The organism is Rickettsiella endosymbiont of Aleochara curtula, from assembly GCF_964030935.1.
In the GTDB taxonomy this organism is placed as follows: Bacteria; Pseudomonadota; Gammaproteobacteria; order Diplorickettsiales; family Diplorickettsiaceae; genus Aquirickettsiella.
On sequence record NZ_OZ034990.1, the window covers coordinates 804,627 to 830,937 of the forward strand.

Annotated in this window: 23 protein-coding genes; 9 read left to right on the forward strand and 14 right to left on the reverse strand. The window is 39.6% G+C overall.

Annotated elements, in window-relative coordinates; genetic code table 11:
• Positions 1-117: 117 nt before the first annotated feature.
• The gene (locus tag AAHF87_RS03520; protein WP_342147065.1) at positions 118-1,509 is read right to left on the reverse strand and encodes a phosphomannomutase/phosphoglucomutase; all 1,392 of its coding nucleotides are present in this window, start codon (positions 1,507-1,509) and stop codon (positions 118-120) included.
• 256 nt (positions 1,510-1,765) lie between these two features.
• Here AAHF87_RS03520 and AAHF87_RS03525 point away from each other — a divergent pair, with 256 nt between their 5' ends.
• On the forward strand, positions 1,766-4,612 hold the full coding sequence (locus AAHF87_RS03525; RefSeq protein ID WP_342147066.1) for a ribonucleoside-diphosphate reductase subunit alpha: 2,847 nt from the start codon (positions 1,766-1,768) through the stop codon (positions 4,610-4,612).
• A gap of 119 nt (positions 4,613-4,731) precedes the next feature.
• Entirely contained in the window at positions 4,732-5,913 is a 1,182-nt protein-coding gene (locus AAHF87_RS03530) for a ribonucleotide-diphosphate reductase subunit beta (protein ID WP_342147067.1), read from the forward strand.
• 116 nt (positions 5,914-6,029) lie between these two features.
• Here AAHF87_RS03530 and AAHF87_RS03535 read toward each other — a convergent pair whose 3' ends face one another.
• The 3 genes from AAHF87_RS03535 to AAHF87_RS03545 are packed head-to-tail and all read right to left on the reverse strand — an operon-like array spanning position 6,030 to position 8,476.
• The gene (locus AAHF87_RS03535; RefSeq protein WP_342147068.1) at positions 6,030-6,851 is read right to left on the reverse strand and encodes a metal ABC transporter permease; all 822 of its coding nucleotides are present in this window, start codon (positions 6,849-6,851) and stop codon (positions 6,030-6,032) included.
• Entirely contained in the window at positions 6,808-7,620 is an 813-nt protein-coding gene (locus AAHF87_RS03540) for a metal ABC transporter ATP-binding protein (protein WP_342147070.1), read from the reverse strand. Before AAHF87_RS03540 ends, AAHF87_RS03535 begins: the two co-directional genes overlap by 44 nt.
• A complete protein-coding gene (locus AAHF87_RS03545) occupies positions 7,607-8,476 on the reverse strand; it encodes a metal ABC transporter solute-binding protein, Zn/Mn family (RefSeq protein ID WP_342147071.1) in 870 nt (289 codons plus the stop codon). Before AAHF87_RS03545 ends, AAHF87_RS03540 begins: the two co-directional genes overlap by 14 nt.
• Before the next feature lie 142 nt (positions 8,477-8,618).
• Between AAHF87_RS03545 and AAHF87_RS03550 the strand changes: the two genes are divergently transcribed.
• The 6 genes from AAHF87_RS03550 (at position 8,619) to gcvPB (ending at position 14,786) form a co-directional block, all read left to right on the forward strand.
• Complete coding sequence (locus AAHF87_RS03550; protein ID WP_342147072.1) at positions 8,619-9,479, forward strand: ParA family protein; 861 nt, start codon at positions 8,619-8,621, stop codon at positions 9,477-9,479.
• On the forward strand, positions 9,476-10,342 hold the full coding sequence (locus tag AAHF87_RS03555) for a ParB/RepB/Spo0J family partition protein (protein ID WP_342147073.1): 867 nt from the start codon (positions 9,476-9,478) through the stop codon (positions 10,340-10,342). The genes AAHF87_RS03550 and AAHF87_RS03555 overlap by 4 nt, the downstream gene beginning before the upstream one ends.
• Positions 10,343-10,450: 108 nt before the next feature.
• Positions 10,451-11,539 carry a glycine cleavage system aminomethyltransferase GcvT gene (gene gcvT, locus AAHF87_RS03560; RefSeq protein ID WP_342147074.1) on the forward strand — a complete coding sequence of 363 codons (1,089 nt, stop codon included), beginning with the start codon at positions 10,451-10,453 and terminating at the stop codon, positions 11,537-11,539.
• Between the two features lie 27 nt (positions 11,540-11,566).
• On the forward strand, positions 11,567-11,959 hold the full coding sequence (gcvH, locus tag AAHF87_RS03565; RefSeq protein WP_342147075.1) for a glycine cleavage system protein GcvH: 393 nt from the start codon (positions 11,567-11,569) through the stop codon (positions 11,957-11,959).
• A 1-nt stretch (position 11,960) separates the two neighbouring features.
• Positions 11,961-13,328 carry an aminomethyl-transferring glycine dehydrogenase subunit GcvPA gene (gene gcvPA, locus AAHF87_RS03570; RefSeq protein WP_342147076.1) on the forward strand — a complete coding sequence of 456 codons (1,368 nt, stop codon included), beginning with the start codon at positions 11,961-11,963 and terminating at the stop codon, positions 13,326-13,328.
• Between the two features lie 9 nt (positions 13,329-13,337).
• The gene (gene gcvPB, locus AAHF87_RS03575) at positions 13,338-14,786 is read left to right on the forward strand and encodes an aminomethyl-transferring glycine dehydrogenase subunit GcvPB (protein WP_342147077.1); all 1,449 of its coding nucleotides are present in this window, start codon (positions 13,338-13,340) and stop codon (positions 14,784-14,786) included.
• A 123-nt stretch (positions 14,787-14,909) separates the two neighbouring features.
• Here the strand turns inward: gcvPB and folP are convergent, their stop codons facing one another.
• Positions 14,910-16,253 (reverse strand): dihydropteroate synthase, encoded by a 1,344-nt coding sequence (gene folP, locus AAHF87_RS03580; protein WP_342147078.1) that lies wholly within the window; start codon positions 16,251-16,253, stop codon positions 14,910-14,912.
• 106 nt (positions 16,254-16,359) lie between these two features.
• Between folP and rpoD the strand changes: the two genes are divergently transcribed.
• Complete coding sequence (gene rpoD, locus AAHF87_RS03585) at positions 16,360-18,294, forward strand: RNA polymerase sigma factor RpoD (protein ID WP_342147079.1); 1,935 nt, start codon at positions 16,360-16,362, stop codon at positions 18,292-18,294.
• A gap of 56 nt (positions 18,295-18,350) precedes the next feature.
• On the opposite strand, the gene AAHF87_RS03590 is transcribed toward rpoD, so the two are convergent.
• The 9 genes from AAHF87_RS03590 to AAHF87_RS03630 all read right to left on the reverse strand — a co-directional run bounded on the left by AAHF87_RS03590 (position 18,351) and on the right by AAHF87_RS03630 (position 26,304).
• Positions 18,351-19,397: a hypothetical protein gene (locus tag AAHF87_RS03590; RefSeq protein ID WP_342147080.1), complete on the reverse strand. Its 1,047-nt coding sequence runs from the start codon at positions 19,395-19,397 to the stop codon at positions 18,351-18,353.
• Between the two features lie 218 nt (positions 19,398-19,615).
• Positions 19,616-20,554, reverse strand: coding sequence for a hypothetical protein (locus AAHF87_RS03595; RefSeq protein ID WP_342147082.1), 939 nt, complete (start codon positions 20,552-20,554; stop codon positions 19,616-19,618).
• Between the two features lie 220 nt (positions 20,555-20,774).
• Positions 20,775-22,145: a class I adenylate-forming enzyme family protein gene (locus tag AAHF87_RS03600; RefSeq protein ID WP_342147084.1), complete on the reverse strand. Its 1,371-nt coding sequence runs from the start codon at positions 22,143-22,145 to the stop codon at positions 20,775-20,777.
• Positions 22,129-22,671, reverse strand: a complete 543-nt coding sequence (locus AAHF87_RS03605; RefSeq protein ID WP_342147085.1) for a hypothetical protein — start codon at positions 22,669-22,671, stop codon at positions 22,129-22,131. The genes AAHF87_RS03600 and AAHF87_RS03605 overlap by 17 nt, the downstream gene beginning before the upstream one ends.
• On the reverse strand, positions 22,672-23,769 hold the full coding sequence (locus AAHF87_RS03610) for a beta-ketoacyl synthase N-terminal-like domain-containing protein (RefSeq protein ID WP_342147087.1): 1,098 nt from the start codon (positions 23,767-23,769) through the stop codon (positions 22,672-22,674).
• Positions 23,763-24,245, reverse strand: coding sequence for a hypothetical protein (locus AAHF87_RS03615; RefSeq protein WP_342147088.1), 483 nt, complete (start codon positions 24,243-24,245; stop codon positions 23,763-23,765). Before AAHF87_RS03615 ends, AAHF87_RS03610 begins: the two co-directional genes overlap by 7 nt.
• The gene (locus AAHF87_RS03620) at positions 24,229-24,642 is read right to left on the reverse strand and encodes an acyl-CoA thioesterase (protein WP_342147090.1); all 414 of its coding nucleotides are present in this window, start codon (positions 24,640-24,642) and stop codon (positions 24,229-24,231) included. Before AAHF87_RS03620 ends, AAHF87_RS03615 begins: the two co-directional genes overlap by 17 nt.
• Positions 24,629-26,035, reverse strand: a complete 1,407-nt coding sequence (locus AAHF87_RS03625) for an aminotransferase class III-fold pyridoxal phosphate-dependent enzyme (RefSeq protein ID WP_342147091.1) — start codon at positions 26,033-26,035, stop codon at positions 24,629-24,631. The genes AAHF87_RS03620 and AAHF87_RS03625 overlap by 14 nt, the downstream gene beginning before the upstream one ends.
• Positions 26,032-26,304 carry an acyl carrier protein gene (locus AAHF87_RS03630; RefSeq protein ID WP_342147093.1) on the reverse strand — a complete coding sequence of 91 codons (273 nt, stop codon included), beginning with the start codon at positions 26,302-26,304 and terminating at the stop codon, positions 26,032-26,034. The genes AAHF87_RS03625 and AAHF87_RS03630 overlap by 4 nt, the downstream gene beginning before the upstream one ends.
• Positions 26,305-26,311: the final 7 nt, after the last annotated feature.

Here is a 26,311-nt window from a genome sequence, read left to right on the forward strand (position 1 = left end):
GCAATTGGGTTTTTGACAAGGCGCCGCGAAAACGAAGCAACCGGAGTGTATATGACATACATGAGGATTGCGAGTTGAGCGGCAACACAGTCAAAAATTCAAGTGCGAAGAGTATACTTAGAAAGGTAACTTGAGATCGGGATCCATCGCTAACAAGGCATTCCCAAAGAGGGTTTGTATACGTTTTAAGGCAGTTGAGTTATCTGCTTCAAATCGCAGAATTAAATAAGGACTGGTATTCGATGCGCGCACCAAGCCCCAACCGTCACTAAACTCAGCACGGACACCATCTATTTTACTCAGTTTCGCGTCCGGAAAATCCACCTGTGCTTGGAAAACTTGAATAAATGCAAATTTTTTATCTTCAGCGATAGGTAACTTTAACTCGGGTGTATTAATGCTATTCGGTAATTCGGCAAATAGATCACTCACATTTTTTTTACTTTTAGCGACAATTTCTAATAATCGAGCAGCGGTATATAACCCATCGTCAAAACCGTACCAACGTTCTTTAAAAAAGATGTGGCCACTCATCTCGCCCGCCAATAATGCACCTGATTCTTCTAATTTAGATTTCATAATCGAATGCCCTGTCTTCCACATTAAAGACTGGCCGCCGTATTCGGCAATAAGCTTGGCTAAATGACCTGTCGATTTGATGTCATAAATGATAAGCGCGCCTGCGTTACGCGATAATACGTCTATTGCATACAACATCATTTGTCTATCGGGCCAAATAATTTCTCCTCGATTCGTAACCACACCCAGCCTATCGCCATCGCCATCCAAGGCCAAACCAATATCGGCCTTATGTTGTTCTACACTGGCAATTAAATCATTTAAATTTTCTGGCACACTCGGATCCGGATGATGATTAGGAAAATGGCCATCTACATCACAAAATAACTCAATCACTTCACAACCCAAACGCCTCAATAATTCAGGAGCAACGACACCACTTACTCCATTTCCGCAATCAAGCACGACGCGTAAAGGTCGCGCTAAAACAATATCTTGAGTGATTCGATTGAGATAAGCTTCCGTAACCGATATTTGCTGATAGCTTCCTTTTCCAGATTTAAAGCCCCCTGCTTGGACACGTAAATAAAGTTCCTCTATAGAACCTTCGGATAAGCTTTTTCCTGCTAACACTATCTTTAAGCCATTATAATTCGATGGATTATGGCTCGCTGTTAACATCACCCCTGAACGATAATTTAAATAACGTGTTGCAAAATAAAGCACAGGACTAGGAACTTGACCAATATCTATTACATCGCAGCCACTTTCACGTAATCCTTGCTGTAAAGCCTGCATCAAAACCGGTCCTGACAAACGTCCGTCACGCGCAGTGATAATAGTGTGTTCACCTTGCTCCTGAGTGGCACTCCCAATGGCTTTTCCTAGTGTATAGATAAGCTCTGGCGTTATCGTCTCACCCACGATGCCCCGAATATCGTAGGCACGAAAAATACTTTTTGAAACCTCTGTAAAAGAAACTTGTTGCATATCACCTCTATTACCTACAAATCGACAAAAATACACTCATCATACAAAAAATTTAAGCATCGATGCATAAAGCTAATTCCGACGGCCTCTTCAACCGAAAATCACGCCACCATTAACATGTTTTACCCAGCTTACTCACAGTTTACTAAAGTCTTCTTCACTTCATATAGTGGTTGCATAGTATAGAAACCACATGATATTGTGTTATATCATTTCCATAGACATAATTCCTCACAACCTTTTTTAAGGAGCATCCATGAGCGGACTTTCATCCGAACTAATGACTTCTTCTCTTCTGCTTAACAGCGCCGAGATTCTACAACCTGAAGCGGAAGCAGAACAAGAGAGTAAACCGATCTATACACTACAGGTTATAAAACGTAATGGTAAACTTGTTAATTACGATCCAAGTAAAATTAGGATTGCCATTACTAAAGCTTTTCTTGCTGTAGAAGGCGGACAAGCGGCACTGTCCACACGTATTCATGAACGGGTATCGCAATTAACACAGCAAGTCACGAACATCATACAACAACGCCACCCCAATGGTGGAACATTACCTATCGAAGCCATACAAGATCAAGTTGAGTTGGCTTTAATGCGAGTGGAAGCGCATCAAGTCGCGCGCGCCTATGTGCTTTATCGTGAAGAACGACGAAAAATGCGTGCAGAAACGAAATCACAATCTGACATTCAGTTACAAATAACCTTAGCCGATGGTAGCCAACGCCCACTCGATCTCATACAACTGAGTCTATTGATCACGGAGACCTGTAAAGACTTAAGCGAAGTTAAACACGAACTCATTTTACAAGAAACCTTACGTAATCTATATGACGGCATGCCTGTCGCAGAAATTGATAAAGCACTCATTATCAGCGCACGTTCTCTCGTTGAACAAGATCCTAATTATACTTACGCAACTGCACGTTTCTTATTACGCACCTTATATACAGAAGCATTAAACTTTCTTGAACTCCCCACGACGACGCACACCAGCGATCATGGCGTATACCATCACTACTTTCAACACTATATCAAGCGCGGTGTTAACTTAGAATTATTGGATCCACAATTACAAAGCTTTGATTTAGAAAAATTAAGTAAGGCCTTATTACCTGAGCGCGATCAGAAATTTACTTATCTAAGTTTACAAACTTTATATGATCGCTATTTTTTGCATGCCGATGATATCCGCTTTGAATTGCCCCAAGCTTTCTTCATGCGTGTTGCCATGGGACTTGCACAACAAGAACCTAATAAAGAAGAACGAGCGATTGAGTTTTATCAGCTACTTTCATCTTTTGATTACATGGCATCCACGCCTACGTTATTTAATTCTGGAACGCTGCGTCCACAACTTTCAAGTTGTTTCTTAACCACGGTATCGGATGATCTCGATCAAATTTACAGTGCCATAAAAGATAATGCCCTACTTTCAAAATTTGCTGGTGGCTTAGGCAATGACTGGACTTCAGTTCGAGCAATGGGTGCACGAATTAAAGGTACCAATGGCAAGTCACTGGGCGTCGTACCTTTTTTAAACGTAGCCAACGCTTCTGCCGTAGCCGTCAATCAAGGTGGTAAACGTAAAGGAGCGGTCTGCGCGTATTTAGAAACATGGCACTTAGATATCGAAGAATTTTTGGAATTACGAAAAAATACCGGTGATGACAGGCGGCGTACGCATGATATGAATACCGCAAATTGGGTACCTGATCTATTCATGAAACGTCTCATGCAAGGAAAAAACTGGACTTTATTCTCACCCGATGAAACACCGGACTTACATGATGCGTTCGGCTTAGAATTTGAAGAAAAATATCAAGCCTATGAAGCCAAAGCCGCGCGCGGTGAAATTAAAAATTTCAAAACTATTCCTGCAGCCAATCTATGGCGAAAAATGCTGAGCTTATTATTTGAAACCGGACATCCTTGGATTACCTTTAAAGATCCTTGCAACTTACGTTCACCACAGCAACATGTGGGAACCATTCACAGCTCCAATTTATGTACTGAAATTACGCTCAATACCTCTATTGATGAAATAGCTGTCTGTAATTTGGGAAGTATTAACTTACCTCAACATCTGACCGAATCAGGAGAGATCGATCAAGCGAAATTGCGTCGTACTATCCGCACTGCCATTCGTATGTTAGATAATGTCATTGATATCAATTATTACACCGTGCCACAAGCACGCCGTTCGAACTTAAAGCATCGTCCTATCGGTTTAGGCCTAATGGGCTTCCAAGATGCTTTATATCAATTACGTTTACCTTATGCTTCAGAAGCCGCCATCACTTTTGCCGATCACTCTATGGAATCGATTAGCTATTACGCCATAGAAGCTTCCAGCGATTTAGCCAAAGAGCGGGGTTCGTATGAAAGTTTTGATGGATCATTGTGGAGCCAAGGAATATTACCTTTAGATTCTATTGCGCTATTACAAAAAACCCGTGGTGAATTCTTAGATCAAGATCAAACCGCGCATTTAGATTGGGACACATTACGCAAAAAAGTAATGACAGAAGGTATGCGTAACTCAAATTGTATGGCCATCGCACCGACAGCCACTATTTCCAATATTTGTGGCGTTGCACAATCGATAGAGCCGACTTATCAAAACCTTTTTGTAAAATCCAATATGTCCGGTGAATTCACCGTAATCAATCCCTACTTAGTCAAAGATTTGAAATTACTCGGATTATGGGATGCTGTGATGCTAAATGATCTTAAATATTATGACGGTAGTTTGCAAAAAATTGAACGTGTTCCTGATAGCTTAAAACAACTCTATGCCACTGCCTTTGAGGTTCCCACGCATTGGCTGGTTGAAGCCGGATCGCGCCGCCAAAAATGGATCGATCAAAGTCAATCGTTAAATCTTTATATGGCACAAGCTTCAGGTAAAAAACTCGATGAGCTTTATAAACGAATTTGGCTGAAAGGATTAAAAACAAGTTACTACTTACGGACGATGGGCGCTACACATACTGAAAAGGCAACCTTAGAAAAAAGTCACTTAAATTCAGTACAAATGGATAGTGTAACCGGCCCTGCTTGCTCGATAATTGACCCAGGTTGCGAATCATGTCAATAGACCTCTTTCTAAACCTGCGTTATAGACTTGATTTAGTAAAGAGGTCTAATAAACGACTAATTTCGTAAATAGAATTACTATACTCACAGCAATTGGGTTTTTGGCAAGGCGCCGCGAAAATGAGCAACCGGAATGTATTAGTCATACATGAGGATTGCGAGTTGAGTGGCAACGCAGAAAAAAATTCAAGTGCGAAGAGTATTATAGAGGATAAAACGATGAATACGACTGAACATGCCACCGGTGGTTTTACCGGTCTAGAAACACTCGAAATAGGTGCGGCACGCGTACAAGTAGATGACAAGAAGATCATCAACTGTCGCGCCGATCTCAATCAACTGGTCCCATTTAAATATAAATGGGCCTGGGAAAAATACTTAGCGGCCTGCGCTAATCATTGGATGCCACAAGAAGTTAACATGTCGGCAGACATTGCATTATGGCGTGATCCAAAAGGATTAAGCGAAGATGAACGTTTGATCATAGAACGCAGCTTAGGTTTCTTCTCAACCGCCGATTCCCTGGTTGCAAACAATCTGGTCTTAGCCGTCTATCGACATATTACCAACCCAGAGTGTCGACAATACTTATTAAGACAAGCCTTTGAGGAGGCTTTGCATACACATGCCTATCAATATGTCATAGAAAGTTTAGGTATGGATGAAGCACGCCTTTTTAATATGTATCGCGAATTACCTACGGTAGCTAAAAAAACAGAATGGGCGCTTCCTTTTACGCAAAGTTTAGCTGATCCGAATTTTCGTACCGGCACACCCGAAAATGATCAACGTCTATTGCGTGACTTAATTGCTTTTTATGTGGTATTCGAAGGCATATTTTTCTATGTTGGTTTTTCACAGATCCTAAGCATGGGTCGGCAAAATAAAATGACTGGAACCGCCGAACAATTTCAATATATCTTACGCGACGAATCGATGCATTTAAATTTTGGTATCGATGTGATCAATCAGATTAAATTAGAAAACCCACATTTATGGACATCGGAGTTCAAACGCTATGTCATTGATCTCGTCAAAGAAGGCGTTGATCTAGAATACCAATATGCTTTAGATACTATGCCGCGCGGCATCCTTGGATTAAATGCTAACATGATGTGGGATTATCTACGTTTCATCGGTAATCGACGTCTCGCACAAATTGGCTTGCCTGAACAATATCCTGGTGTTAGCAACCCTTTACCATGGATGAGTGAAATCATTGATCTCAAAAAAGAAAAGAATTTCTTTGAAACCCGCGTAACGGAATATCAAACCGGCGGCAGTTTGAATTGGGACGATTAAATAATTACTTGTCACGGCGAGCGCGTGTAAAATATAGACGTCATTGCGAGCACCATAGGTGCGCGGCAATCTAGACATTCGCTCGCCTATGACGGTGATTTTTTTAATAGGTTAATTTAATTCGCCTTTCCTATAAAGCTTAAAAAATAATTAGCGGCAGCTATTGCACTAATCCAAAACGGAATAGGCCAGTCCGTGACAAAAGCTAAAATGATACCTAGCCAGACGATTAAGACGCCAAACAATACCGTTAAAAACAAGCCGCTTAAAATATGATGCGTCCAATTTAACGCCGCTGCGGAAGGTCCTATCAATAAAGTAAATACTAGGAGTACACCCACCACTTGACTCGCTTCAGTGACAGCAACTGCCACGATGATCATAAATAAAATAGAGATGAGAGGTAAGGAAACACCTTTCGCTTCCGCTAATTCAGGTTCTAAGCTAGCAAATAATAAAGGTCTGGCAATGACACCTAGGGCTAACAAACTGAGAACCGAATAAATCAACATCATATTTATTAAATGTGCTGACACGCCTAAGAGATTACCAAATAGTATCGTCATCGCTTGTGCGGCATAACTGGTATAAAAATGTAAAAATAAAACGCCTAATCCTAGCGCCAATGCCAACACTATGCCGATAGCCACATCACTTTTACTCATTCGATGACCTAAGCTACCCATGCCGATGGCCGCCAATATCGTCAAAAGCAACTGTCCTGTTACCGGCATTAAACCCACTAAGCCGGCACCCGTCGCTCCAGCAAAACCAATATGCCCTAAGGCATGACCAGCAAAAGCCAATTTACGAATGACCATAAAATATCCGACGCAACCGGCCAGCATCGCTGCAATCGTACCCGCTAGCAGTGCGTTACGTAGAAAATGATATTCAAACAGAGAAATGATCGAGGTCGGGTCGACAATGGTTGACATGATGATGGAATCCTAATTCTTTATTGATGACAAAAAGTTGCTGTTCATGCTGAATAACCTGTATATCCAAGCCATAAAGTTCACTTAATTTTTTACTATTGATAATTTCATCGACTAAACCAATCACTGCTTTACCTTTCGCCAAATAGAGTACTCTATCGACGCTGGTTAACAGCGGATTAATATCATGTGAAGTAAACAATATGGTAATGCCATATTGCAAACGAATCTCATCAATTAAACTGACCAACGTAGCTTGATAATAAGGATCTAGATTCATTAGCGGTTCATCTAACAATAAAATCTTGGGTTTATTCAACAACGCTTGAGCCAATAATAAACGTTGTCGTTCCCCTCCTGATAAAAGGCTATAAGGTCGATTGACAATCTTTTCAGCTTTTACCAATTGAATAACACGTTGCAATTCTTCGGTTTGTTGTGCATTTAAAACCGGTAACCCCCACTGATAGCCATTTAAATTGGCGCCCAACCAAGCGTACGCACTTAAACTATTCCCACTATTTTGGCGCATTTGTGGCATATACCCAATAAAAGCGGCCCCTTTATGTACCGCTTGTCCGAACAATGTAATGCTGCCTTTGCTTGGAGCGACTAAACCTAGTATCGATCGCAACAAAGTACTTTTTCCGGCGCCGTTAGCACCTAAAATGGCAACAAATTCACCGGTCTTGATGTCGGCAGTGAAATCCTGGAAAATGCAGCGCTGCCCATAGGCAAGACTAAGTTGTTTAAATTCAATGGCGTTCATCTAATGCCTGCTCTACTCGTGTTAATTGATCCTGCATCCACTGATAATACGTAGTATGCACGGGTTGAGTTTCCATCACTCCCACAATAGGAATGCCTAACAACTTAGCCTGTTGTAATAAATGTAAGACTAAAGGACTACTCACTTGGCTATTGTAAAATACTAATTTGACTCGATGCTGCTGCAACTGAAGTTGAAACTCTTGTACTTGTCTAGGACTAGGATCCACTCCATTCATCATACTGAGTTGAAACGGAATTCCTTGCATACGAAATCCTAAGGCCTGCGCCATATATCCAAACACCGGTTCTGTCGCAATAACCGAGCTACCTTGATGTTGAACTTTAATTTGTTTTATTAGTCGCCATAATTTTTGCTGTTGTAAAATAAACTGCTGGTAGTTCGCTTGATATTTCTTTTGATGTTGTGGATCGTGCTTGATCAAATAGCCGCGCAATGCCTTCGCATAAACGGGCATAGTATCTGGATCATACCAAATATGCGGATTAGCCCCCTCTTTTCTGTTGATTAAATCAGCGACACAAATAACGCTTCTTACTGAGCCTGAGCCCACACTTAATAAATTCTGCATCCAAGGATCATAGCCCAAACCATTATAAACAATCAGATCTCCTTGCTCCAAAATCTTAGCGACACTCGGTGTTAAACTAAATAAATGTGGATCTTGATCAGGTTGATTAAGAATGCTGGTGACTTGGACAAAATCCCCACCGATCTGTTTCGCAACAGAACCATAAAAATTCTCAGCAGCGATAATGTGGATAGGCTTTGCTATACTAGGCGTTGTAAAGCTGATTGCCAATAGCAAGGCTGAAGCTAGTAAAAATCTCAACATGAAAAAACCTTTTTTTATACTCAGAGCAATGGGATTTTTGGCAAGTGCCGCGAAGAGAATTGCGAATTAATCGGCAACACAAACAAAAATTCAAGTTTGAAGAGTATACTATATCAAACCTGTCAAGCTATTATGGGACACTATGGGTAAAATTATCGCTATCGTAAATCAAAAAGGGGGCGTGGGGAAAACCACCACCTGTATTAATCTTGCTGCATCGATGGCCTTGTTAGAACAAAAAACGCTGTTAATAGACCTCGATCCTCAAGCCAATGCAACCACAGGCAGTCTTTTACAAAAAGACCTCGAGCCGCATATTGCCCAAGTACTTTTAGATGAAGTTCCAATAGAGCAGAGCCTAGTGGTTACGCCAGCAAATTATACATTGATTCCTGGCTCAGGAAATTTAACCCAGACTGAAATCCAATTGTTAAAGATTGAACAACGTGAATATACACTGAAAAAAAAGCTAAGCATATTGGCCGACGTTTATGATTATATTTTACTCGATTGTCCTCCGTCTTTAAATATATTGACTGTTAATGCTTTAGTGGCCGCTCATTTCGTCATCATCCCTGTACAATGTGAATATTTTGCTTTAGAAGGCTTAAGCAATCTGATGAACACCTTACAAAGTTTACGTGCCACGGTTAATCCACATTTACAGATCCACGGCATACTTCGTACACTATTTGATGGTCGAAATAGTCTCGCCAAACAAGTTTCGGAAGAATTACTCACTCATTTTAAAGATAAAATGTATAACACACTGATACCACGCAATATTCGACTCGCCGAAGCCCCTAGTCATGGACAACCTGCTTTATTATATGACCCACAATCAAATGGTAGTCAAGCGTATTTAAGTTTAGCTAAGGAAGTGTTAACCCGGGATGGATGCCCTATCCCCTCAGTAGCATCACCTAGTGATATTCCATCGAACGTTTTTTTAAAAAAACGTTCTAATTATGAACAATCTCAGTCTGTCGAACAGGTACTATGATGAAAAAATCGCGTTTAGGTAGAAATCTTGACATGTTATTAAGTGGTCAGCCTTTTGAAGATTTAGTACAAACAGTCAAACCTCACAAAGAAGAATTACGTCATCTACCGATTGAATGGTTACAAGCCGGTCGTTATCAACCCAGAAGAGAATTTGCTCAAGAAGCATTAGAAGATTTAGCTAATTCAATTCGCACACAAGGCATCATCAACCCTATCGTCGTACGCCTGGTTGATGAAAATTGTTATGAGATTATTGCCGGCGAGCGTCGCTGGCGCGCGGCTCAGCTTGCTAAGCTGAATGAAGTACCCGTCTTAATCAAGGTAATCTCCGATGAAACGGCACTGGCGATTTCATTGATTGAAAATATTCAACGACAAGATCTCAACCCATTGGAAGAAGCAGAAGGTATACAACGACTTATCAACGAATTCAAATTAACCCATCAAGAAATTGCTAAAACCTTAGGCCGTTCGCGAGCTACGATTACGAATTTACTCCGCTTGTTAAGTTTGACTCCACAAGTAAAACTTTTATTGCAGCAAGGTCAAATCGAAATGGGTCATGCCAGAGCTCTGTTAAGTCTTTCTGGGAACCTACAAATTCAAGCAGCTGAAAAAATTGTAAAAAATAAATTGTCTGTTCGCGAAACAGAACGCTTAGTACAGAATGCTTGTTTTATTAAACCTGAAGTAAGCACTCCGTTAAAAGTTGATACTGATGTACAACAACTTGAACGTAAATTATCCGAAACATTAGGCGCTAAAGTATATTTTAAGCAAACAAGCAAAGGAAAAGGTCAACTCATCATCCACTATAATAGCTTAGAAGAATTAGATGGGATTCTGTCCCATATGAATTAATTTTCCAACCCACCAAGCAGATTAACACAAATCTTCAAATGTGAAGAGTAGTAATTTATCCCTCACAAGTTATAATTAGCTATCGAAAACTTATTAAGTGGTCAGCTAATGGAAAATAAAACAGTTCTGCATGGACAGCATAAAAAAAACGGAGCGATACTTGTTAATTTTGCAGGGTGGCAAATGCCTCTGCATTATGGCTCGCAAATACAGGAACATCACGTAGTCAGACAAGACAGCGGTTTATTTGATGTTTCGCATATGTTAGCTGTCGACATTGGCGGAGAAAATGCAATTCATTATCTCAGTTTTTTATTGGCAAATAATCCACAGCGCCTCATCCCAGGAAAAGCCTTATATACGTGCATGCTAAATGATGCGGGCGGCATTTTGGATGATTTAATCGTTTATCAGCTTTCACAACAACTTTATCGCGTCGTTATCAATGCAGGAAATCGCCTATCCGATCTGGATTGGATGAAGAAACAAGCCCAGCATTATTCATCCCTCTCTATAGTTGAACGTACCGATCTAGCGATTATCGCTATCCAAGGTCCTCATGCCACATCAAAAGCAAGTAAAGCCTTTAGCTCAAGTCTACAATCCTTGATTAAAGATTTAAAACCTTTTCATTGTGTTCAACAAGATAATTGGTGTATCGCTAGAACGGGTTATACGGGTGAAGATGGATTAGAAGTAATCTTACCCGTACATGAAGCTGAAGATTTCTGGCAACGTTTAATTGAATGTGGTAACAAACCATGTGGATTAGGCGCACGAGATACTTTACGTCTAGAAGCCGGATTGAATTTGCATGGCTCTGATATGGATGTCACTACAACTCCTCTAGAATCCAATCTAGCTTGGACAATTGCCTGGGACCCTATCGATCGCGACTTTATTGGCCGCCTAGCTTTAATCAAACAACAAAAAAATCTCACGCGTAAGTTAGTTGGTTTAGTGTTAGAAGAAAAAGGTCGTATCTTACGCAACCATCAAAAGATTATTACTTCTGAAGGAGAAGGTGAAATTACCAGTGGCAGTTATTCTCCCACGTTAGGCAGTTCTATCGCTTTTGCTAGAATACCTTACTCACATAACGAAGATTATTGTGATGTCATCATGGGCAGCAAGCAATATCAAGCACGCATCATTAAACCTCCCTTCATACGGAAAGGAAAAAAAACTTTTATTTAAAATTGAATTTATTAAAGAGTAATTACCATGAAAAAACTACCCGAATTTCTAAAATATACCTCTACACATGAATGGCTTCGACTCGAAGATAATAATATTGTCTGCGTTGGAATTACCGCACACGCACAAGAATTGTTAGGTGATATCGTTTATGTTGAATTACCTACGCTTAAAAAGATCTTAAAACAAAGTGAAGAAGCTTGTGTTTTAGAATCTGTAAAAGCGGCTGCAGATGTTTATGCCCCGCTCTCAGGCATAATCACTGAAATAAATACTGCTCTTAATGAGTCACCTGAGCTCATCAATTCTGACTCTTATGGAGAAGGATGGTTATTTCGTCTTCAATTTTCCGATGCGACTGAATTAGACAACTTATTGGATTTTGCAACTTACCAACAACAAATTTTGGTTGAGGCCTAACATGCCATTTATTCCTCATACCGATGTCGAAGTACAAGAAATGCTGGCGACATTGAGTATACATAACATAGACGATTTATTTGATGAAATTCCATCTCATTTTAAAACCGCAGAATTAAATCATATTCCTGCAGGTTTAACGGAAATGGAAATGACACGTTTAACAGAACAACATGGTCAAGAAAATAAAAAAGGCCTTTGTTTTATTGGTGCCGGTGCCTACGAACATCATATTCCAGCTGCCGTTTGGGACATTACTAGCCGCGGCGAATTTATGACAGCCTATACGCCTTATCAAGCCGAGGCAAGTCAAGGAACATTACAACTGATCTACGAATATCAAACTATGATGGCAAGCCTGACGGGGATGGATTATTCTAATGCTTCACTTTACGACGGTGCCTCTGCTTTGGCTGAAGCAGTTTTGATGGCCGTAAGAAGCAACAAAAAAACGCAATCGGCAAAAATTCTAGTCCCACGCACTTTACACCCTCATTATCGACAAACCTTACAAGCTATTGTTACTCAACAAGCCATAGAACTCATTGATCTGCCTTATTGTCCAGAACAAGGTAAGACATTGTTAGCAACGCTTGATAACTGGAAGCAACAAGATATTTGCGCTGTAGTGATACCACAACCTAATTTTTTTGGTTGCTTAGAAGAAGTTGATCAATTAACTGAATGGGCACATGCTCAACATGCTTTTGTCATTGCTGTCACCAACCCGGTTAGCTTGGCTTTGCTTAAAGAGCCGGGAAGTTGGGGCAAGCAAGGTGCAGACATCGTATGTGGTGAAGGACAAGCACTCGGTGTACCTCTTGCCGGTGGCGGACCTTATTTTGGTTTTATGTGTTGCAAAAAAGAATGGCTGCGACAAATGCCAGGTCGAATTGTAGGCCGCACTGTGGATAAAAATGCTAAACCAGGATTTACATTAACACTGCAAGCCCGTGAACAACACATACGTCGTGCGAAAGCCACATCGAATATTTGCACCAATCAAGGTTTATTAGTCACTGCTGCAACGATTTATATGAGCCTGTTAGGACCCATGGGTTTACAACAAGTTGCGTCGGTATCTCATCACCATGCTCAGCAACTCGCTGATCTACTAAACCAAATACCTGATGTAGAATTAATTTTCAGTAGCCCGTTTTTTCACGAGTTTGTTATTCGTTTACCTAAACCTGTTCCTGGCTTATTACACGATTTAGCAAAACTAGGAATACACGGTGGATATGATTTATCGACGCTCTACCCTGAATTAGGCCATGCTTTATTAATTTGTGTCACGGAAACTAAAAGTCAAACTGATTTAAAGCTTTATCAACAAGAATTATCAAATTTACTTTATACATTACCTTAAAAAATTTTTATGCTTATTTTTGAATTGAGTCAACCAGGTCGTACTGCAAAAGCGCAAATTCCCAATTTACCGCGCAATCTGTCCTCTACTATACCTGACAATTTATTACGTAAAACAAAAATTTCTCTGCCCGAGGTTTCTGAATTACAAGTGGTACGTCATTTTACTCGTTTGTCACAAAAAAACTTCTCTATCGACACAAATTTCTATCCATTAGGATCCTGTACGATGAAGTACAATCCACGTGGCGTACATCGTTTGGCATCATTACCTGCCTTTCTTAATCAACACCCTTTATTACCTGAAGAAAGTTGCCAAGGCACTTTACGTTGTCTTTACGAATTTCAAGAAATTTTAAAAGATATAACCGGAATGTCTGGTGTTTCACTGACACCCATGGCGGGTGCGCAAGGCGAATTTGCGGGTGTCGCTATGATCAAGGCCTACCATACTTCACGTAATGATCATGCCAGAACCGAATTTCTTATTCCTGATGCCGCGCATGGTACCAATCCTGCTTCTGCAGTCATGTGTGGTTATAAAGTCCGTGAAATTCCCACTAATCTTGAAGGTGATTTAGATTTAGTCGCGTTGCAAGCAGCCGTTGGACCACATACTGCGGGAATTATGTTAACCAATCCTTCGACTTTAGGAATCTTTGAAAGACAAATTGAGAAAATTGCTAATATTATTCATCAAGCCGGTGGATTACTCTATTATGATGGAGCTAACCTGAACGCTATATTAGGTAAAGTTCGGCCGGGGGATATGGGCTTTGACGTCATGCATCTCAACTTGCATAAAACTTTTGCCACACCGCACGGCGGCGGTGGTCCTGGTGCGGGACCTGTTGCTGTTGGAGAACGTCTCCTACCATTTCTACCCATTCCAACTGTCACTTTTGAAAATAATCAATATCGTTGGCTAAACTTAAGTGATCGGCCACAAAGTATTGGTCGCCTATCCACTTTTATGGGTAATACCGGTATTCTTTTGCGCGCCTATATCTATGCGCGCTTATTAGGTCGCGATGGTCTAAAACGCGTGTCAGAATTCGCTACGCTAAATGCCAATTATTTACTTAAACGATTACAACAAATTGGATATATTCCCGCTTTTCCGCAACGACGCGCCAGCCATGAATTTATTTTGACATTAAAAACCTTAACTAAACAATTTAATGTCACCGCGATGGATGTGGGTAAACGTTTACTCGATTTTGGTTTTCATGCCCCAACGACCTATTTTCCTTTACTCGTTCCAGAATGCTTATTGATAGAGCCTACGGAAACGGAATCAAAACAAGAGTTAGATCAGTTTATAAGCGCTATGGAAAAAATTCTTGTTGAAGCGAAAGAAAACCCAAGCATGTTAAATAATGCACCGCATCATTTAACTCTACAACGTTTAGATGATGTACGAGCGGTGCGTGAATTAGATCTTACCTGGCAAAGTTAATCATCATTTCTATAGAAATCTCTCGTCATTGCGAGCACCGAAGGTGCGCGGCAATCTAGGGAATTCATAAAACTGGGTGGCCACGCTCATTCTATTCGCTCGTCATGACGGAATATCGCTCACTTACGCAGTGACTAACTCATCTGTTGAAATAAGTTGTGTTGCCATGGCAATGGCTTCAGCATTTAAACCGACATTATGCACGCGCAAGTAATCTACGCCCTGTGCGGCCAACTGATAGGACACCATCGCAGTCTCAAAATCTCGATCTGGAAAAGGTTTTTCTGTGATCAAATTTAGAAAAGATTTTCGTGAATGACCCACCAACAACGGACAATTTAAACGACGAAATTGCTTGATATTTTTTAACAAAAAAATGGATTGTTGCGATGTTTTTCCAAAACCTATGCCAATATCGAAGATCAGTTGCTTAGCATCAACACCTACATCAAGTAACTCATCGAAGCGCTGTTCAGTCCAATCCATTATTTGCTCACATATATTAGGGTGAGAAGCTAAAACAACATTTTTCTGCGCAGGAACGCCAAGATTGTGCATGACTACACACTTTACTGGACTACCTGCGGCAAGTGCACGCATATTCGGATCAACAAACCCACTGACATCATTAATCCAGTCTATACCCAACTGTATGGCTTTTTCTGCGACGATAGCATGTCGAGTATCGATACTAATCTTTGGTTTAAAAGCCCATTGTTTAGTATGTTCTTTTAAGGCGGTTAAAACAGGCTTTAATAATGCCCACTCGGTTTCAGGTAAAACAGGCATAGCTCCTGGACGCGTCGATTCGGCTCCTATATCCAAAACTTCAGCTCCTTCACGCACTAACTTTTCCGCTTGCGCTAATGCATTAGGTACAGTTATAAATTTGCCGCCATCAGAAAAAGAATCGGGTGTTATATTTAATATTCCCACTAAAGCACTTCCCTCTAAACGATGTGGAAGTTGTTTGGTCCCACAGGGCGCTAGCTCGCCGGTATAACGTGAACCCCAACGCTGCAATATATCCGTAAATTCTGCTGTTGGATGCTGCCAATCTGGCCACAAATCGAGCAGTGGCCACAAAGCAAAAGGTCTAGATAATAGCTCGGCGTGGGGTATTTTTAGACCTATTTGATCAATCGCGCAATTATCCCAGGCCAAAATATCAATATCGATAATTCGTGGCGCCCAACGCTGGCTTTCTTCCCTCCCTAGCTGTCGTTCTATTTGTTTAATAAGTTTTAGCACTTCTAATGGAGACAAATCTGTCTCACAAACAACGGCTAGATTTAAATAGGGTCGATTCCAAGCCACGGGCGCATACGCAGGGAGTAGTGCTGAAGAGCTATAAAGAGGAGAAATTTGTAAAGGTGCAATCTTCTGTGATTTTTGTAATAATTGCAGGCCTAAGCGTAGGTTATTTAAACTATCGCCTAAGTTTGTACCTAAACTGAGTATTAGCATATTTTTTACCTTAAAGGGCTTGCCTTTTCGACGTTAAAGGTTTATAGGTTTATCTTAATTAGGTATATAATAAAATTATTACTTTCCCAAGAGGTCATGCGCAGCTATGGATTTCGAACAACAACAATCCCGTTTACGAGAGCTTATTGCACACGGTAAAAAGCAAGGATTTGTCACTTACGCTGAAATAAATGACCATCTGTTGGATGATATTATCTCTGAAGCCGAGCAAGAGCAACTTCAGCTCGATGAAATTATCTTGATGCTCAATGATATCGGCATACCTGTGTATGAAGTTCCGCCGGATATGGAGACTTTACTCTCTTCGAGCATAGCCAGCAATTCATCGGAAGAAGAAACCAGTTCGGAAAATACTAATATCCTAGGCAATATCGCGGCCGAATTAGGACGCACAACGGATCCAGTACGTATGTATATGCGTGAAATGGGTACCGTTGAATTACTCACGCGCGAAGGTGAAATTAAACTTGCCAAACGTATTGAAGAAGGTTTGCAAGCAATACTCTCTGCACTCACTCAATATCCAGAAAATGTTTTCGATATACTGAGTGATTATACACGTTATGAACAACAAGAAATCCGCTTAAATGACATTATTAGTGGATTTCTGGATCTAGAAGAATTATCCATACCTCTCGAACTACCACCCGGAAAAAATATTGTTCCTGAAGGTGAAGTAGACGATGAAGGTTTTAGCGAAGCTAAAAGCGTTGATGATAAAGACGCCGATGATGATAGCGATGAAACCAAAACTAAAATCGGTACAACCGATGATGAGGAAGGATTTGGTGAACTGGAGGGCGGACCCGATCCGGAACTAGCTCACACTCGTTTTGCTGAGTTAAAAGCACTTTACGAAGCCTATATTGCTACGCAAAAAAAACTCGGTCGTCATGATAAAAAAACCCTAAAACAAGCGGCCTTATTAGCCGATGCCTTTACTAAATTTAAGTTAATACCGCGCCAGCTTGATAAGCTGACACGCAAAATGCGTGAGCTATTAGAAAAAGTTCGCATGCAAGAACGTATCATCATGCGTTTATGTATTAATGAAGCCAAAATGCCACGCCAACTTTTCATTAGCACTTTTCCAAAAAATGAAACCAATGAAAATTTTCTCAAAAAACACATCAATGCTAAAAAGACTTATTCGCAAGCTTTAAAAACTTTACACACACCCGTCACGAACGCGCAAAATAAGTTGCGTGAGTTAGAAAAAACCATAAGCATGACGATAGCTGAAATAAAAGAAATCAATCGCCAAATGTCAGCAGGTGAAGCTAAAGCGCGACGGGCAAAAAAAGAAATGGTCGAAGCCAATTTACGGCTCGTTATTTCTATTGCCAAAAAATATACCAACCGTGGTTTGCAATTCCTTGATTTAATTCAAGAAGGTAATATAGGCTTGATGAAGGCCGTCGATAAATTTGAATATCGGCGCGGCTATAAGTTTTCAACTTATGCCACTTGGTGGATACGACAAGCCATCACCCGCTCTATTGCCGATCAGGCACGAACTATCCGTATTCCTGTGCATATGATTGAAACGATTAACAAGCTGAATCGTATTTCACGCCAAATATTACAAGCAACGGGGAAAGAACCCTCGCCCGAAGATCTCAGTAAAAAAATGGGTTTACCTGAAGATAAAATCCGTAAAATTCTTAAAATTGCTAAAGAACCCATTTCCATGGAAACACCGATTGGTGATGAAGATGGTGATTCCCATATAGGTGATTTTATAGAAGACGCAACCGCCTTATCGCCCATCGATGCCGCTACCATCGAAGGTCTACGCGAAACTGCACAGCGAGTTCTTGCATCGCTGACTCCGCGTGAAGCAAAAGTATTACGCATGCGCTTCGGTATCGACATGAATACCGACCACACGTTGGAAGAAGTAGGTAAGCAATTTGATGTAACACGTGAGCGTATTCGACAAATTGAAGCCAAGGCATTACGCAAACTACGTCATCCTACCCGTTCAGAACCCTTGCGTAGTTTTCTCGACCAAGAATAACAAAACAGGGGAAGAGGAATAGATAATGAATATCCATTCCTCTTTTTTTTATCCACTCAAGGTTTAATGACAGCGGATAAAGGTGGAGTTTTTTGCTCGAGTTGTTCTGCATTTTCAGGATTATGCTTTGAGAAAAAACTTCCAATATGGCTAGCTGCCGTGACAATATCTTTACGCACATTACGCAACACTGGACTGATAATCGGTAGATTTCTAAAAACATGGAAGCCAATTAAACTGCCCATTATTAAACTATTGCCATTACTAGAATTCGCTGCATTATAGTCTGAAGAGGACTCATTAATAAGCCGATAAGCATTCATTTGTGATAAAGAATGGTTGGAAGGTAACGTTGTTATAGATTGGGTATTTTCAGAAAGACCTTGCTCATCTGATTGTAAACTTTGCAATATTTGATAGGAATCCAACTTGATTTCATCGTTGGCGGCTCGAACACCTCTAACAGCTCTCTCAGTACCATTGACCCATTCATCAAAACCCCCGCGTTGGTCCACTAGATGGACAGTACGCCCGTTTTGAATGGTTTCGTTTTTAACCCTATTGATAATTGCAACGGGTAATCTAACCGAAGTTTCATTCGCATAAAGCGCGTAATTAGCTAAGCGTAAATTAAGCGTCCAAGGGACCACTCTATTTTGGGCACGTACGTAAGAAGAATTTTCGAGTATTTCCTTTTTTATATCAGCTTCATTATTGTCATTTAATGCCTTACATAACTTAGGACCTATTAAGTTAGGATTGGAATAACACAGAATAATTAAACTCAGTAGTTGATTGGAGGTAAATACTTGATTTTTTAAGTTTGGATAAATAATTCCATTTTTGCTATTTTCCCTATCAAACTTATTCTTTACACTAATTGCTCGAGTAAGTATTTGAGACAAATTAATATTATTGATCGATATTATCGAATTATAATGACCCAATACCTCTAACCAATCTTGAGCTTGGTGATTTTTTATTTTTTCAATTAATTGATTTATACTTAAATTATCAAGATTTTTAGTGACAATTAAATTAAGAATCGCTTTAAGTTCATTTTCTTCATGGGTTGGTAATGTAATCCATAATGTTTCACTCATAAAATCACTCCTTATTTAATATATTCTTTAAATAAAGTAACATGCAGAATATTAATTTACAAACAAAAATAGAAAAAATTAATTAAAATTATAATAAAAATAATTAATTTTAATAAGAAAATTTTTTAGAATTATCTTATAGTGGTTTATTTTATAAAATATTTTATAAGGAAATAAGGTGAAAATTAACTGTTTTATATCGCTCACTTTTCATGCTATCAAGTAGTTGTCGGAGAGGAAAATCTGCTAGTTTGCTCAATTTGTTCAGGGCGCAGAGTATTTTGTTTTAGGAAAAAATTTCTAATATATCTCAACGTATTTCCAATATCTTTATGAATATTACCTACGACTACACCTAGCACGGGCGTATTTTTTACCAAATGAAAAAACGCCAAACTACCGACTAATACACTATCAATATGATTGCTGTTTCCCGCGTTAGTTGGCAAAGAAGATTTTTCAGCGGTAACAGCAAGATAAGTAGAAGATTCTATTGCTGGTGATGTTTCAAAATAAATACTTGCATTATTCTTTAAAGGAGCAGCAACCGGCCGCCAAAAACTTTGATTTATAAAACTAAATTGGCCTACTTCTAATAATGTTATGTCTTCTCTTACTGTTCCTGCTCTCACACTATTTCGAACAGTGTCTGGTAACTGAACTGCGGGGGAATTAGCATAAAATGCATAATTCAGTAGGCGTAAATTACTAACCGCTGGCACTATCCTTCGTTGCGCTTTTACATAAGCAGAGTTTTCTAAAATTTCTTTAGCTATACCTTTGCTATTATTATCTTTGAGTGCTTTACATAATTTACGCCCAACTAAATCCGGATCAGAATAACATAGAATAATTAAGCTAATGAGTTGATTAGGTTTAAATAATTTATCTTCTAACGCTTCTTCATGACGTAGAAATTGGTTATTTAAGCTTAGCGTCTTTGCAAGTAATTCTGATAAATTAATATCATCCACTGCAGTAATATTATTATAGTGTGCAAATACTTGTTTCCAGTCATTTGCTTTATTATCAATTAAATCAAGCAATAATTGTTTGACACTTAAAGAAGGTAATTTTCTTTTATTAATAAATTTTAAAACGTTATTAATCTCTTGCGCTACTTGCTCAGGTAAGGAAATCCACAATATTTCTCTCATAAATTTTCCCTTTTATAAAAATTGAGCGGTTAAACTAACACGCAATATTTTTATTTTCAAATATACGCTTCGCACTTGAATAAATGCCCACTCAAGTCGCAGTCCTCATGTATTATTAATACACTCCGATTGCTTATTATCGCAGCGTTGCCAAAAACTTAATTGCTGTAAATATAATAATGAAAAATTAAATGAATAAAATTAATTTCTTAATCCAGATTTATTTATGCAAAGATATTACTTCTTCAGCATCTAATGTTTGAATATTTATTTTGGATGGTTGCTCATGTCGATAAAGATAGTTTCGTAAATACTTTGAAATATGAGTACGAATATAGAGTTCGTTAGTAGTAATGACATTAAGTTCATATCCTAAAATTAAATCCTGCTCGGATATTAACTTGATATTAACACTGATAACACTCTGCAATTCTAAAACAACTTGTTTTATCGCATCTAAATTAACTTTCTCACCGTGTATGACAAGAAAATTTGAACATCTTCCTCGAAAAAATAAATAACCATCTTGATCTATCTGAAAACAATCGCCGGTTTGCAACCAACGACCTGATGCTAAATGGTGAAAAGTCGGTTTTTCAGACGATCCAAGTCGTTGCTTAAGACATGTATCTGTTTTTAAGTACAACTCACACCCTGCCGCTCTGGGCTCTAAATGGGTTTCTATCTGTGGAAGTACACGCCCCACTGAAGCAAATTTTGCAGCTGATTCCGTATGGGCCGCTAACGTCGCTACACGCGGGCCTGCTTCTGTTAAGCCATACGTTATATAACATTCTTGAAGAGGATTTAAGCGCAGAAAATGTATAATTTCATCTTTACTAAATAAATCACCGCCTATGGTTACTACTCTTAAACAACTCGGTAAAGCATAATCTGGTTTAAGCAACCGACGCGCTAATAAAGGTGTGATACTAATTACTGAAACCTGTTTTTCCTGGAGGGTCTTTATAAAAAAACTCTCATTAAATGGAGGGCCTGTAATCAGCAATCTCGCACCAACCGTTAATGCGGCTAATGCTTGCGCGACAAACGCGTAAGAATAATATAGAGGTAAATTCACTAACACCGTATCTTTAGCGGTCAGTCCAATCGCATTGACATGTTTATTGGCATTACGCCAGAGTGATTCGATATCAAACACACAGCCACTAGCAAATCCCGAGGTACCAGACGTAGTTAAGACTATTTCTCCTGGATTTAAATGAATTTTTTCTTGCTGTGAACATAAATAAAAAGTCTGCTCACCCATATTAAAACGTTGCTGATAAGATATAGCTGCGATTTGTAACGCACCCTGTATAAAACCATGGAAGCCAAACCTGGTTTGTAAATCTAATAAGCGTAACTTCGGCAATGTCGGAGCTGCTAAGATAGGAACAAAACCCGCATCTAATATCGCTAAAACATGATAGAGCAAGTCCACTGAGTTAGCCAAAGATACTAATATAGCCGCACCTTTAGGTATTACTTGTAGCGTAAGCCAAAAATTATTAATTTCTTGTCGATGATTAGGCTTCAGATCCGAGATATTTTCTATATTGTTAACATTCTGATCAGAAACTTTCATCATCACATTTCCTACTCACATCGCTAAGCGCATTCCCAAGCCTTTCATTTTCAACAAAAATATGTTCGACTTCAGCATGACTTTCATGATCCTGTTTAATCACAAAAATTGTTTTTAAGCCTTGGTGAAGCCAATGCTGAATAATCACTTCTATCGTTGGTAAAGCAGTTTGTACTGGCATACATAAATTGAGTGTGGGGCCATGAAAATGAAAAGTAGCACAGATCATGGAAATGCTAGCTGCTGCATTCGCTGCAGTAAAATGAAAAGGAGAAACACGCCTGCTGGTCAATAAACTCTTTGACACCTGCTGCGAAGCTTGCTTTGGATAACTTTTACCGCAAAGAATAACAGCCACATCATCGCCATTAGGTCTTTGATCCGGCAATTGCAATAACTCATAAACGCCTAATAAACCAGGCCAAATGACTGGATCGATATAGCGAATATGTTGAATTAATGATGTGGGAAAATCTTCTCGAATGGCTCGTTCTATAATAATCTTTCTCAATCGATAGGATTGCTGCATTCAAGCGGCCTTTAAAATAATGCTAGTATCAAAGCCGCCAAAACCTAGCGTTAGACTCATACCATAATGAGCATTGATACTAGTTTCTTGCTTCAATACCGGCGTAAAAAAATCTTTTATGGGGTTAACTAAGCCAGTAATAGGTGGGACTTGTTGACGTCGCAATGACTCAATCAATGCAATTAACTCGATACTACCGGTAGCACCTAGACTATGACCAAATGCACCCTTAGTTGCAAAAATAATCGGTTGATGCTGAAATACATGCCGATAAGCCTCTAATTCAATTTGATCATTCAGTCGTGTGCCAGAACCATGCGCATTAATAATTCCAATATCATCCGGTGAAATACCACTTTCGCGACATGCGCGTTGTATGGCATAGATCGCGCCAATCGCTTTAGCATCAGGTGCGGTAAGTCCAGCGCCATCATTGGCACTACCACCGCCACAATAATAGGCATAAATGTCTTGCTGATTAATAGGTGCTCTTGCCAATACTAAAAAACCAGCACCCTCTCCTAACACTGTCCCTGTACGAGCCTCATCAAAAGGTTTTAAATATCCTGATGCTAAAGTGCCTAATGCGGTATGTGCTAAACGTTTTGCATCGCTTAAAATATCAACGCCGCCGCAAATACAGAGATCATACTCACCCGCTGCAATGAGCATACCCGCTAAATAGACGACATCAGCGCCTGAAGAGCAAGCGGTAGAAAGCGTGATGACTTGTTTGATGCCACTTACTTCTGCCAGTTGTTGTCCCCAAGCATCTAAGTCAGCTTCGGCTGCGCTTGGATCATCCAGACGCGCACCAAAACTAGTTCCCACAATTAACGCAACGCGCTTATAAAGGCTTAGATCAATAGACTGTATGCTAGCAGCTAACGTTTTTTTTGCCAATTGCAAGAAACGTTCACTGGACGACTGGTTTAAACCCTGGATACTTGCTGCTAAATTATTTTTTAACGATACCTTGGTAGGACATTCAGTGATTCCAGTTCGGCCAGCACAGAGTGCTCCCCAAACATCATCAATATCATTACCTAATGCAGTTGACCAAGCTCGCCCAATAATAGGTATCGGCTCAGCTACCATGCAACCTCCGTAAATTGCGTCACAGCAACACGTTTAATATTTGCTTTCATTGCGGCAACTCGTTTTCCATGCACTAATGCTTCGCCGTTAAAGAAAATAATATCCTGATAGAGCTTTTCAACCGATAAATGTAGGTCAACTTGATCACCCGGTACGATAGGAGCAAAAAAACGGCCATTAATCGCGCCTACTACGGTTACTTCGTCCTCTTGCAATAATCGTGTACTCAACTGAAATAAAAGTATTCCCGCTTGACTAAAACTCTGTAATAAATGTGTACCTGGAAATATTGCGCGTTCAGGAAAATGCCCGGCCATGCAATCCATATTCCCGGAAATTGCCAGTATTGCCGCTAAATAAACACCTGGCTCATAGTCAATCACGCGATCTAAATAGATCATAGGATGTTTATGGCGCAGCCATTTTTTTATTTCACTAAACCCCAATCCTTTTTTTTGTTCAAGCAGGACAGACATTCACTTCCCCCAATATTTTTGATATAAATTCAGGAATCCGCGCTGGTTTATTATTTTTACCTACATAACAAAAGGTCATTTGAGCTTTATTGCGCTGCACTTCGGTATTATCCGCATATAATATGAAGCCTAACTCAAACGTAACCTGTCGCATTTTTACTAATAACATCTCTATTTGTAACACTTCAGCAAATACCGAGGGAGCTATAAAGTTCATTTGTAACTCTGTCACACGTAAGCTATGGATAAGATTTTCTTCATCCATAAGCTGAAGGCTATGTTTACGAATAAAATTAAGAAAAACCGTTTCAAAAAAGATAGCATAACGCGAAAAATGAACCACGCCCGATGCATCAGTATCGATGTGTTCTACACATCGTGTATCAGTATAAAGCATGCATTTTCCCTTTTTCGCTACTTTTATTTTTTTTCGTTAACAACCTAAATGCAACGCTTGCCTTGATTAATCGTTCAAGCATTTCAGTTAACTGCGCATCATCCATGATTAAAGCGGGTGCAATACGCATAGTCGGGAAAATATAGCGTAATCCATGTGATCTTTTTCCTGCACCGGCCATAAATTCTAGATAAATACCATGATGGATCATGTTTTCTCTAAACAACAATAATTTTTGTGCTGCTTGCTCGGTTAACTCAACACCAAATAAATGCGAAATTCCGCGACATTCCTTGTAAATATCTGGAAACGCTTCAACCAATTGAATTTGCAATGTCTGTTGCAATAATTGACCATGCGTTTTTGATTGTTGAATTAATTTTTGATCGTTAATGACTTGTAAACCCGCACTCATTACAGCGCAAGCAAAATCACGCAAATCATTGGTGGCCACAGCGCCACAAGCTCGAACGGTTAATGATTTTCTAGCAATCACTAACGAAATCGGCATTAAGCCCATACCTAAACTTTTACCGATGATAGTGATATCCGTGCTAATAGGCCCCATGGCATCCGCCATTGCAAAAAATTGACCGGTCTTAGCAAATGTCAGCACTTCATCAGCGATTAATAACGCCTGATAATGTTGACATAAATCAGCTAATCGTCGTAAATAATGGGGTGGGGGAACTAAAATTCCAGCATCCCCTTGAATCGGCTCAACTACAACACCGGCTAAACTTTCACCAAATTCTTTAAAAAAACATTCTAACAATGCCGGGTCGCCGAAAGGTAAAAATTTCACTTCTATCCCAAAAGATCCTTGCGACTCTAAACTAGGAAAACCATGCGTATAATAACGCCGGTTTAATAAAGGAATAATTCCTGCTGTCCATCCATGCCAAGCGCCTTCAAAAGCCAATATGATTTTTTTATTTATTTTCTGCGGGTGTTTGGTTTGTCGTCTTTTATCCAGCAAACTTTCTAATAGCAATCTCAGTGCAAGTTCTACTCCTTCAGATCCAGAATTACGGCCACTGACATGATATTCACCATACGGAAAATGATCCGTCCATAGTCCGTGTCTGCCAAACTGTTGTTGTAAAAATTCCGCACGCTCTAGACTTAACAATTCATCGGTAACGGCACTACACTGTGATAATTTAGCTTGTAAATGCTGCCAAAAATGCGGATTATTTGCTCCCAAACAAGCGCTTGCATAACCGCCACTAATATCCATTACTTCAAATTGTTGATGCGAATCTTTTAAGTGTAAAAATGTTTTATGAATACCCTGTGCTTTAATACAGCTATAAGCTAAACGATGCCCGCCATAATGATCCATATGCAAAGCATTTGCTGCATTGAGACCTTCTACCATGACTGACATCATGACACTGTGCTAGTTTGTTCGGCTTGCAACTTAGCGATGAGAGCAACAAGATTTTTTAGATTATTAAAATAATCCGGTACAAAATATTCATCGGCTATATCAATACTAAAACGCGATTCACATTGATAACGTAACTCGGCAAACGATAGGGAATCTAAACCTAATACCGATTGGAAACTATCCTCGTCATTGATCTTATCGACGGGCACATTGACCATCAACTCTTTGACCAGCACTTCTTTAATGACATTACTTATAGCATGAGACATTTTATCT

What these genes read in the sequence shown, in the direction of transcription:
- AAHF87_RS03535 (WP_342147068.1), bottom strand. Translation starts at nt 6,851, where the DNA reads ATGTCAACCATTGTCGACCCGACCTCGATCATTTCTCTGTTTGAATAT.
- AAHF87_RS03605 (WP_342147085.1), bottom strand. Translation starts at nt 22,671, where the DNA reads ATGCAGCAATCCTATCGATTGAGAAAGATTATTATAGAACGAGCCATT.
- AAHF87_RS03540 (WP_342147070.1), bottom strand. Translation starts at nt 7,620, where the DNA reads ATGAACGCCATTGAATTTAAACAACTTAGTCTTGCCTATGGGCAGCGC.
- rpoD (WP_342147079.1), top strand. Translation starts at nt 16,360, where the DNA reads ATGGATTTCGAACAACAACAATCCCGTTTACGAGAGCTTATTGCACAC.
- AAHF87_RS03600 (WP_342147084.1), bottom strand. Translation starts at nt 22,145, where the DNA reads ATGATGAAAGTTTCTGATCAGAATGTTAACAATATAGAAAATATCTCG.
- gcvPB (WP_342147077.1), top strand. Translation starts at nt 13,338, where the DNA reads ATGCTTATTTTTGAATTGAGTCAACCAGGTCGTACTGCAAAAGCGCAA.
- AAHF87_RS03545 (WP_342147071.1), bottom strand. Translation starts at nt 8,476, where the DNA reads ATGTTGAGATTTTTACTAGCTTCAGCCTTGCTATTGGCAATCAGCTTT.
- AAHF87_RS03520 (WP_342147065.1), bottom strand. Translation starts at nt 1,509, where the DNA reads ATGCAACAAGTTTCTTTTACAGAGGTTTCAAAAAGTATTTTTCGTGCC.
- folP (WP_342147078.1), bottom strand. Translation starts at nt 16,253, where the DNA reads ATGCTAATACTCAGTTTAGGTACAAACTTAGGCGATAGTTTAAATAAC.
- AAHF87_RS03590 (WP_342147080.1), bottom strand. Translation starts at nt 19,397, where the DNA reads ATGAGTGAAACATTATGGATTACATTACCAACCCATGAAGAAAATGAA.
- AAHF87_RS03550 (WP_342147072.1), top strand. Translation starts at nt 8,619, where the DNA reads ATGGGTAAAATTATCGCTATCGTAAATCAAAAAGGGGGCGTGGGGAAA.
- gcvPA (WP_342147076.1), top strand. Translation starts at nt 11,961, where the DNA reads ATGCCATTTATTCCTCATACCGATGTCGAAGTACAAGAAATGCTGGCG.
- AAHF87_RS03555 (WP_342147073.1), top strand. Translation starts at nt 9,476, where the DNA reads ATGATGAAAAAATCGCGTTTAGGTAGAAATCTTGACATGTTATTAAGT.
- gcvT (WP_342147074.1), top strand. Translation starts at nt 10,451, where the DNA reads ATGGAAAATAAAACAGTTCTGCATGGACAGCATAAAAAAAACGGAGCG.
- AAHF87_RS03625 (WP_342147091.1), bottom strand. Translation starts at nt 26,035, where the DNA reads ATGATGTCAGTCATGGTAGAAGGTCTCAATGCAGCAAATGCTTTGCAT.
- AAHF87_RS03610 (WP_342147087.1), bottom strand. Translation starts at nt 23,769, where the DNA reads ATGGTAGCTGAGCCGATACCTATTATTGGGCGAGCTTGGTCAACTGCA.
- AAHF87_RS03630 (WP_342147093.1), bottom strand. Translation starts at nt 26,304, where the DNA reads ATGTCTCATGCTATAAGTAATGTCATTAAAGAAGTGCTGGTCAAAGAG.
- AAHF87_RS03615 (WP_342147088.1), bottom strand. Translation starts at nt 24,245, where the DNA reads ATGTCTGTCCTGCTTGAACAAAAAAAAGGATTGGGGTTTAGTGAAATA.
- gcvH (WP_342147075.1), top strand. Translation starts at nt 11,567, where the DNA reads ATGAAAAAACTACCCGAATTTCTAAAATATACCTCTACACATGAATGG.
- AAHF87_RS03620 (WP_342147090.1), bottom strand. Translation starts at nt 24,642, where the DNA reads ATGCTTTATACTGATACACGATGTGTAGAACACATCGATACTGATGCA.
- AAHF87_RS03530 (WP_342147067.1), top strand. Translation starts at nt 4,732, where the DNA reads ATGAGCAACCGGAATGTATTAGTCATACATGAGGATTGCGAGTTGAGT.
- AAHF87_RS03525 (WP_342147066.1), top strand. Translation starts at nt 1,766, where the DNA reads ATGAGCGGACTTTCATCCGAACTAATGACTTCTTCTCTTCTGCTTAAC.
- AAHF87_RS03595 (WP_342147082.1), bottom strand. Translation starts at nt 20,554, where the DNA reads ATGAGAGAAATATTGTGGATTTCCTTACCTGAGCAAGTAGCGCAAGAG.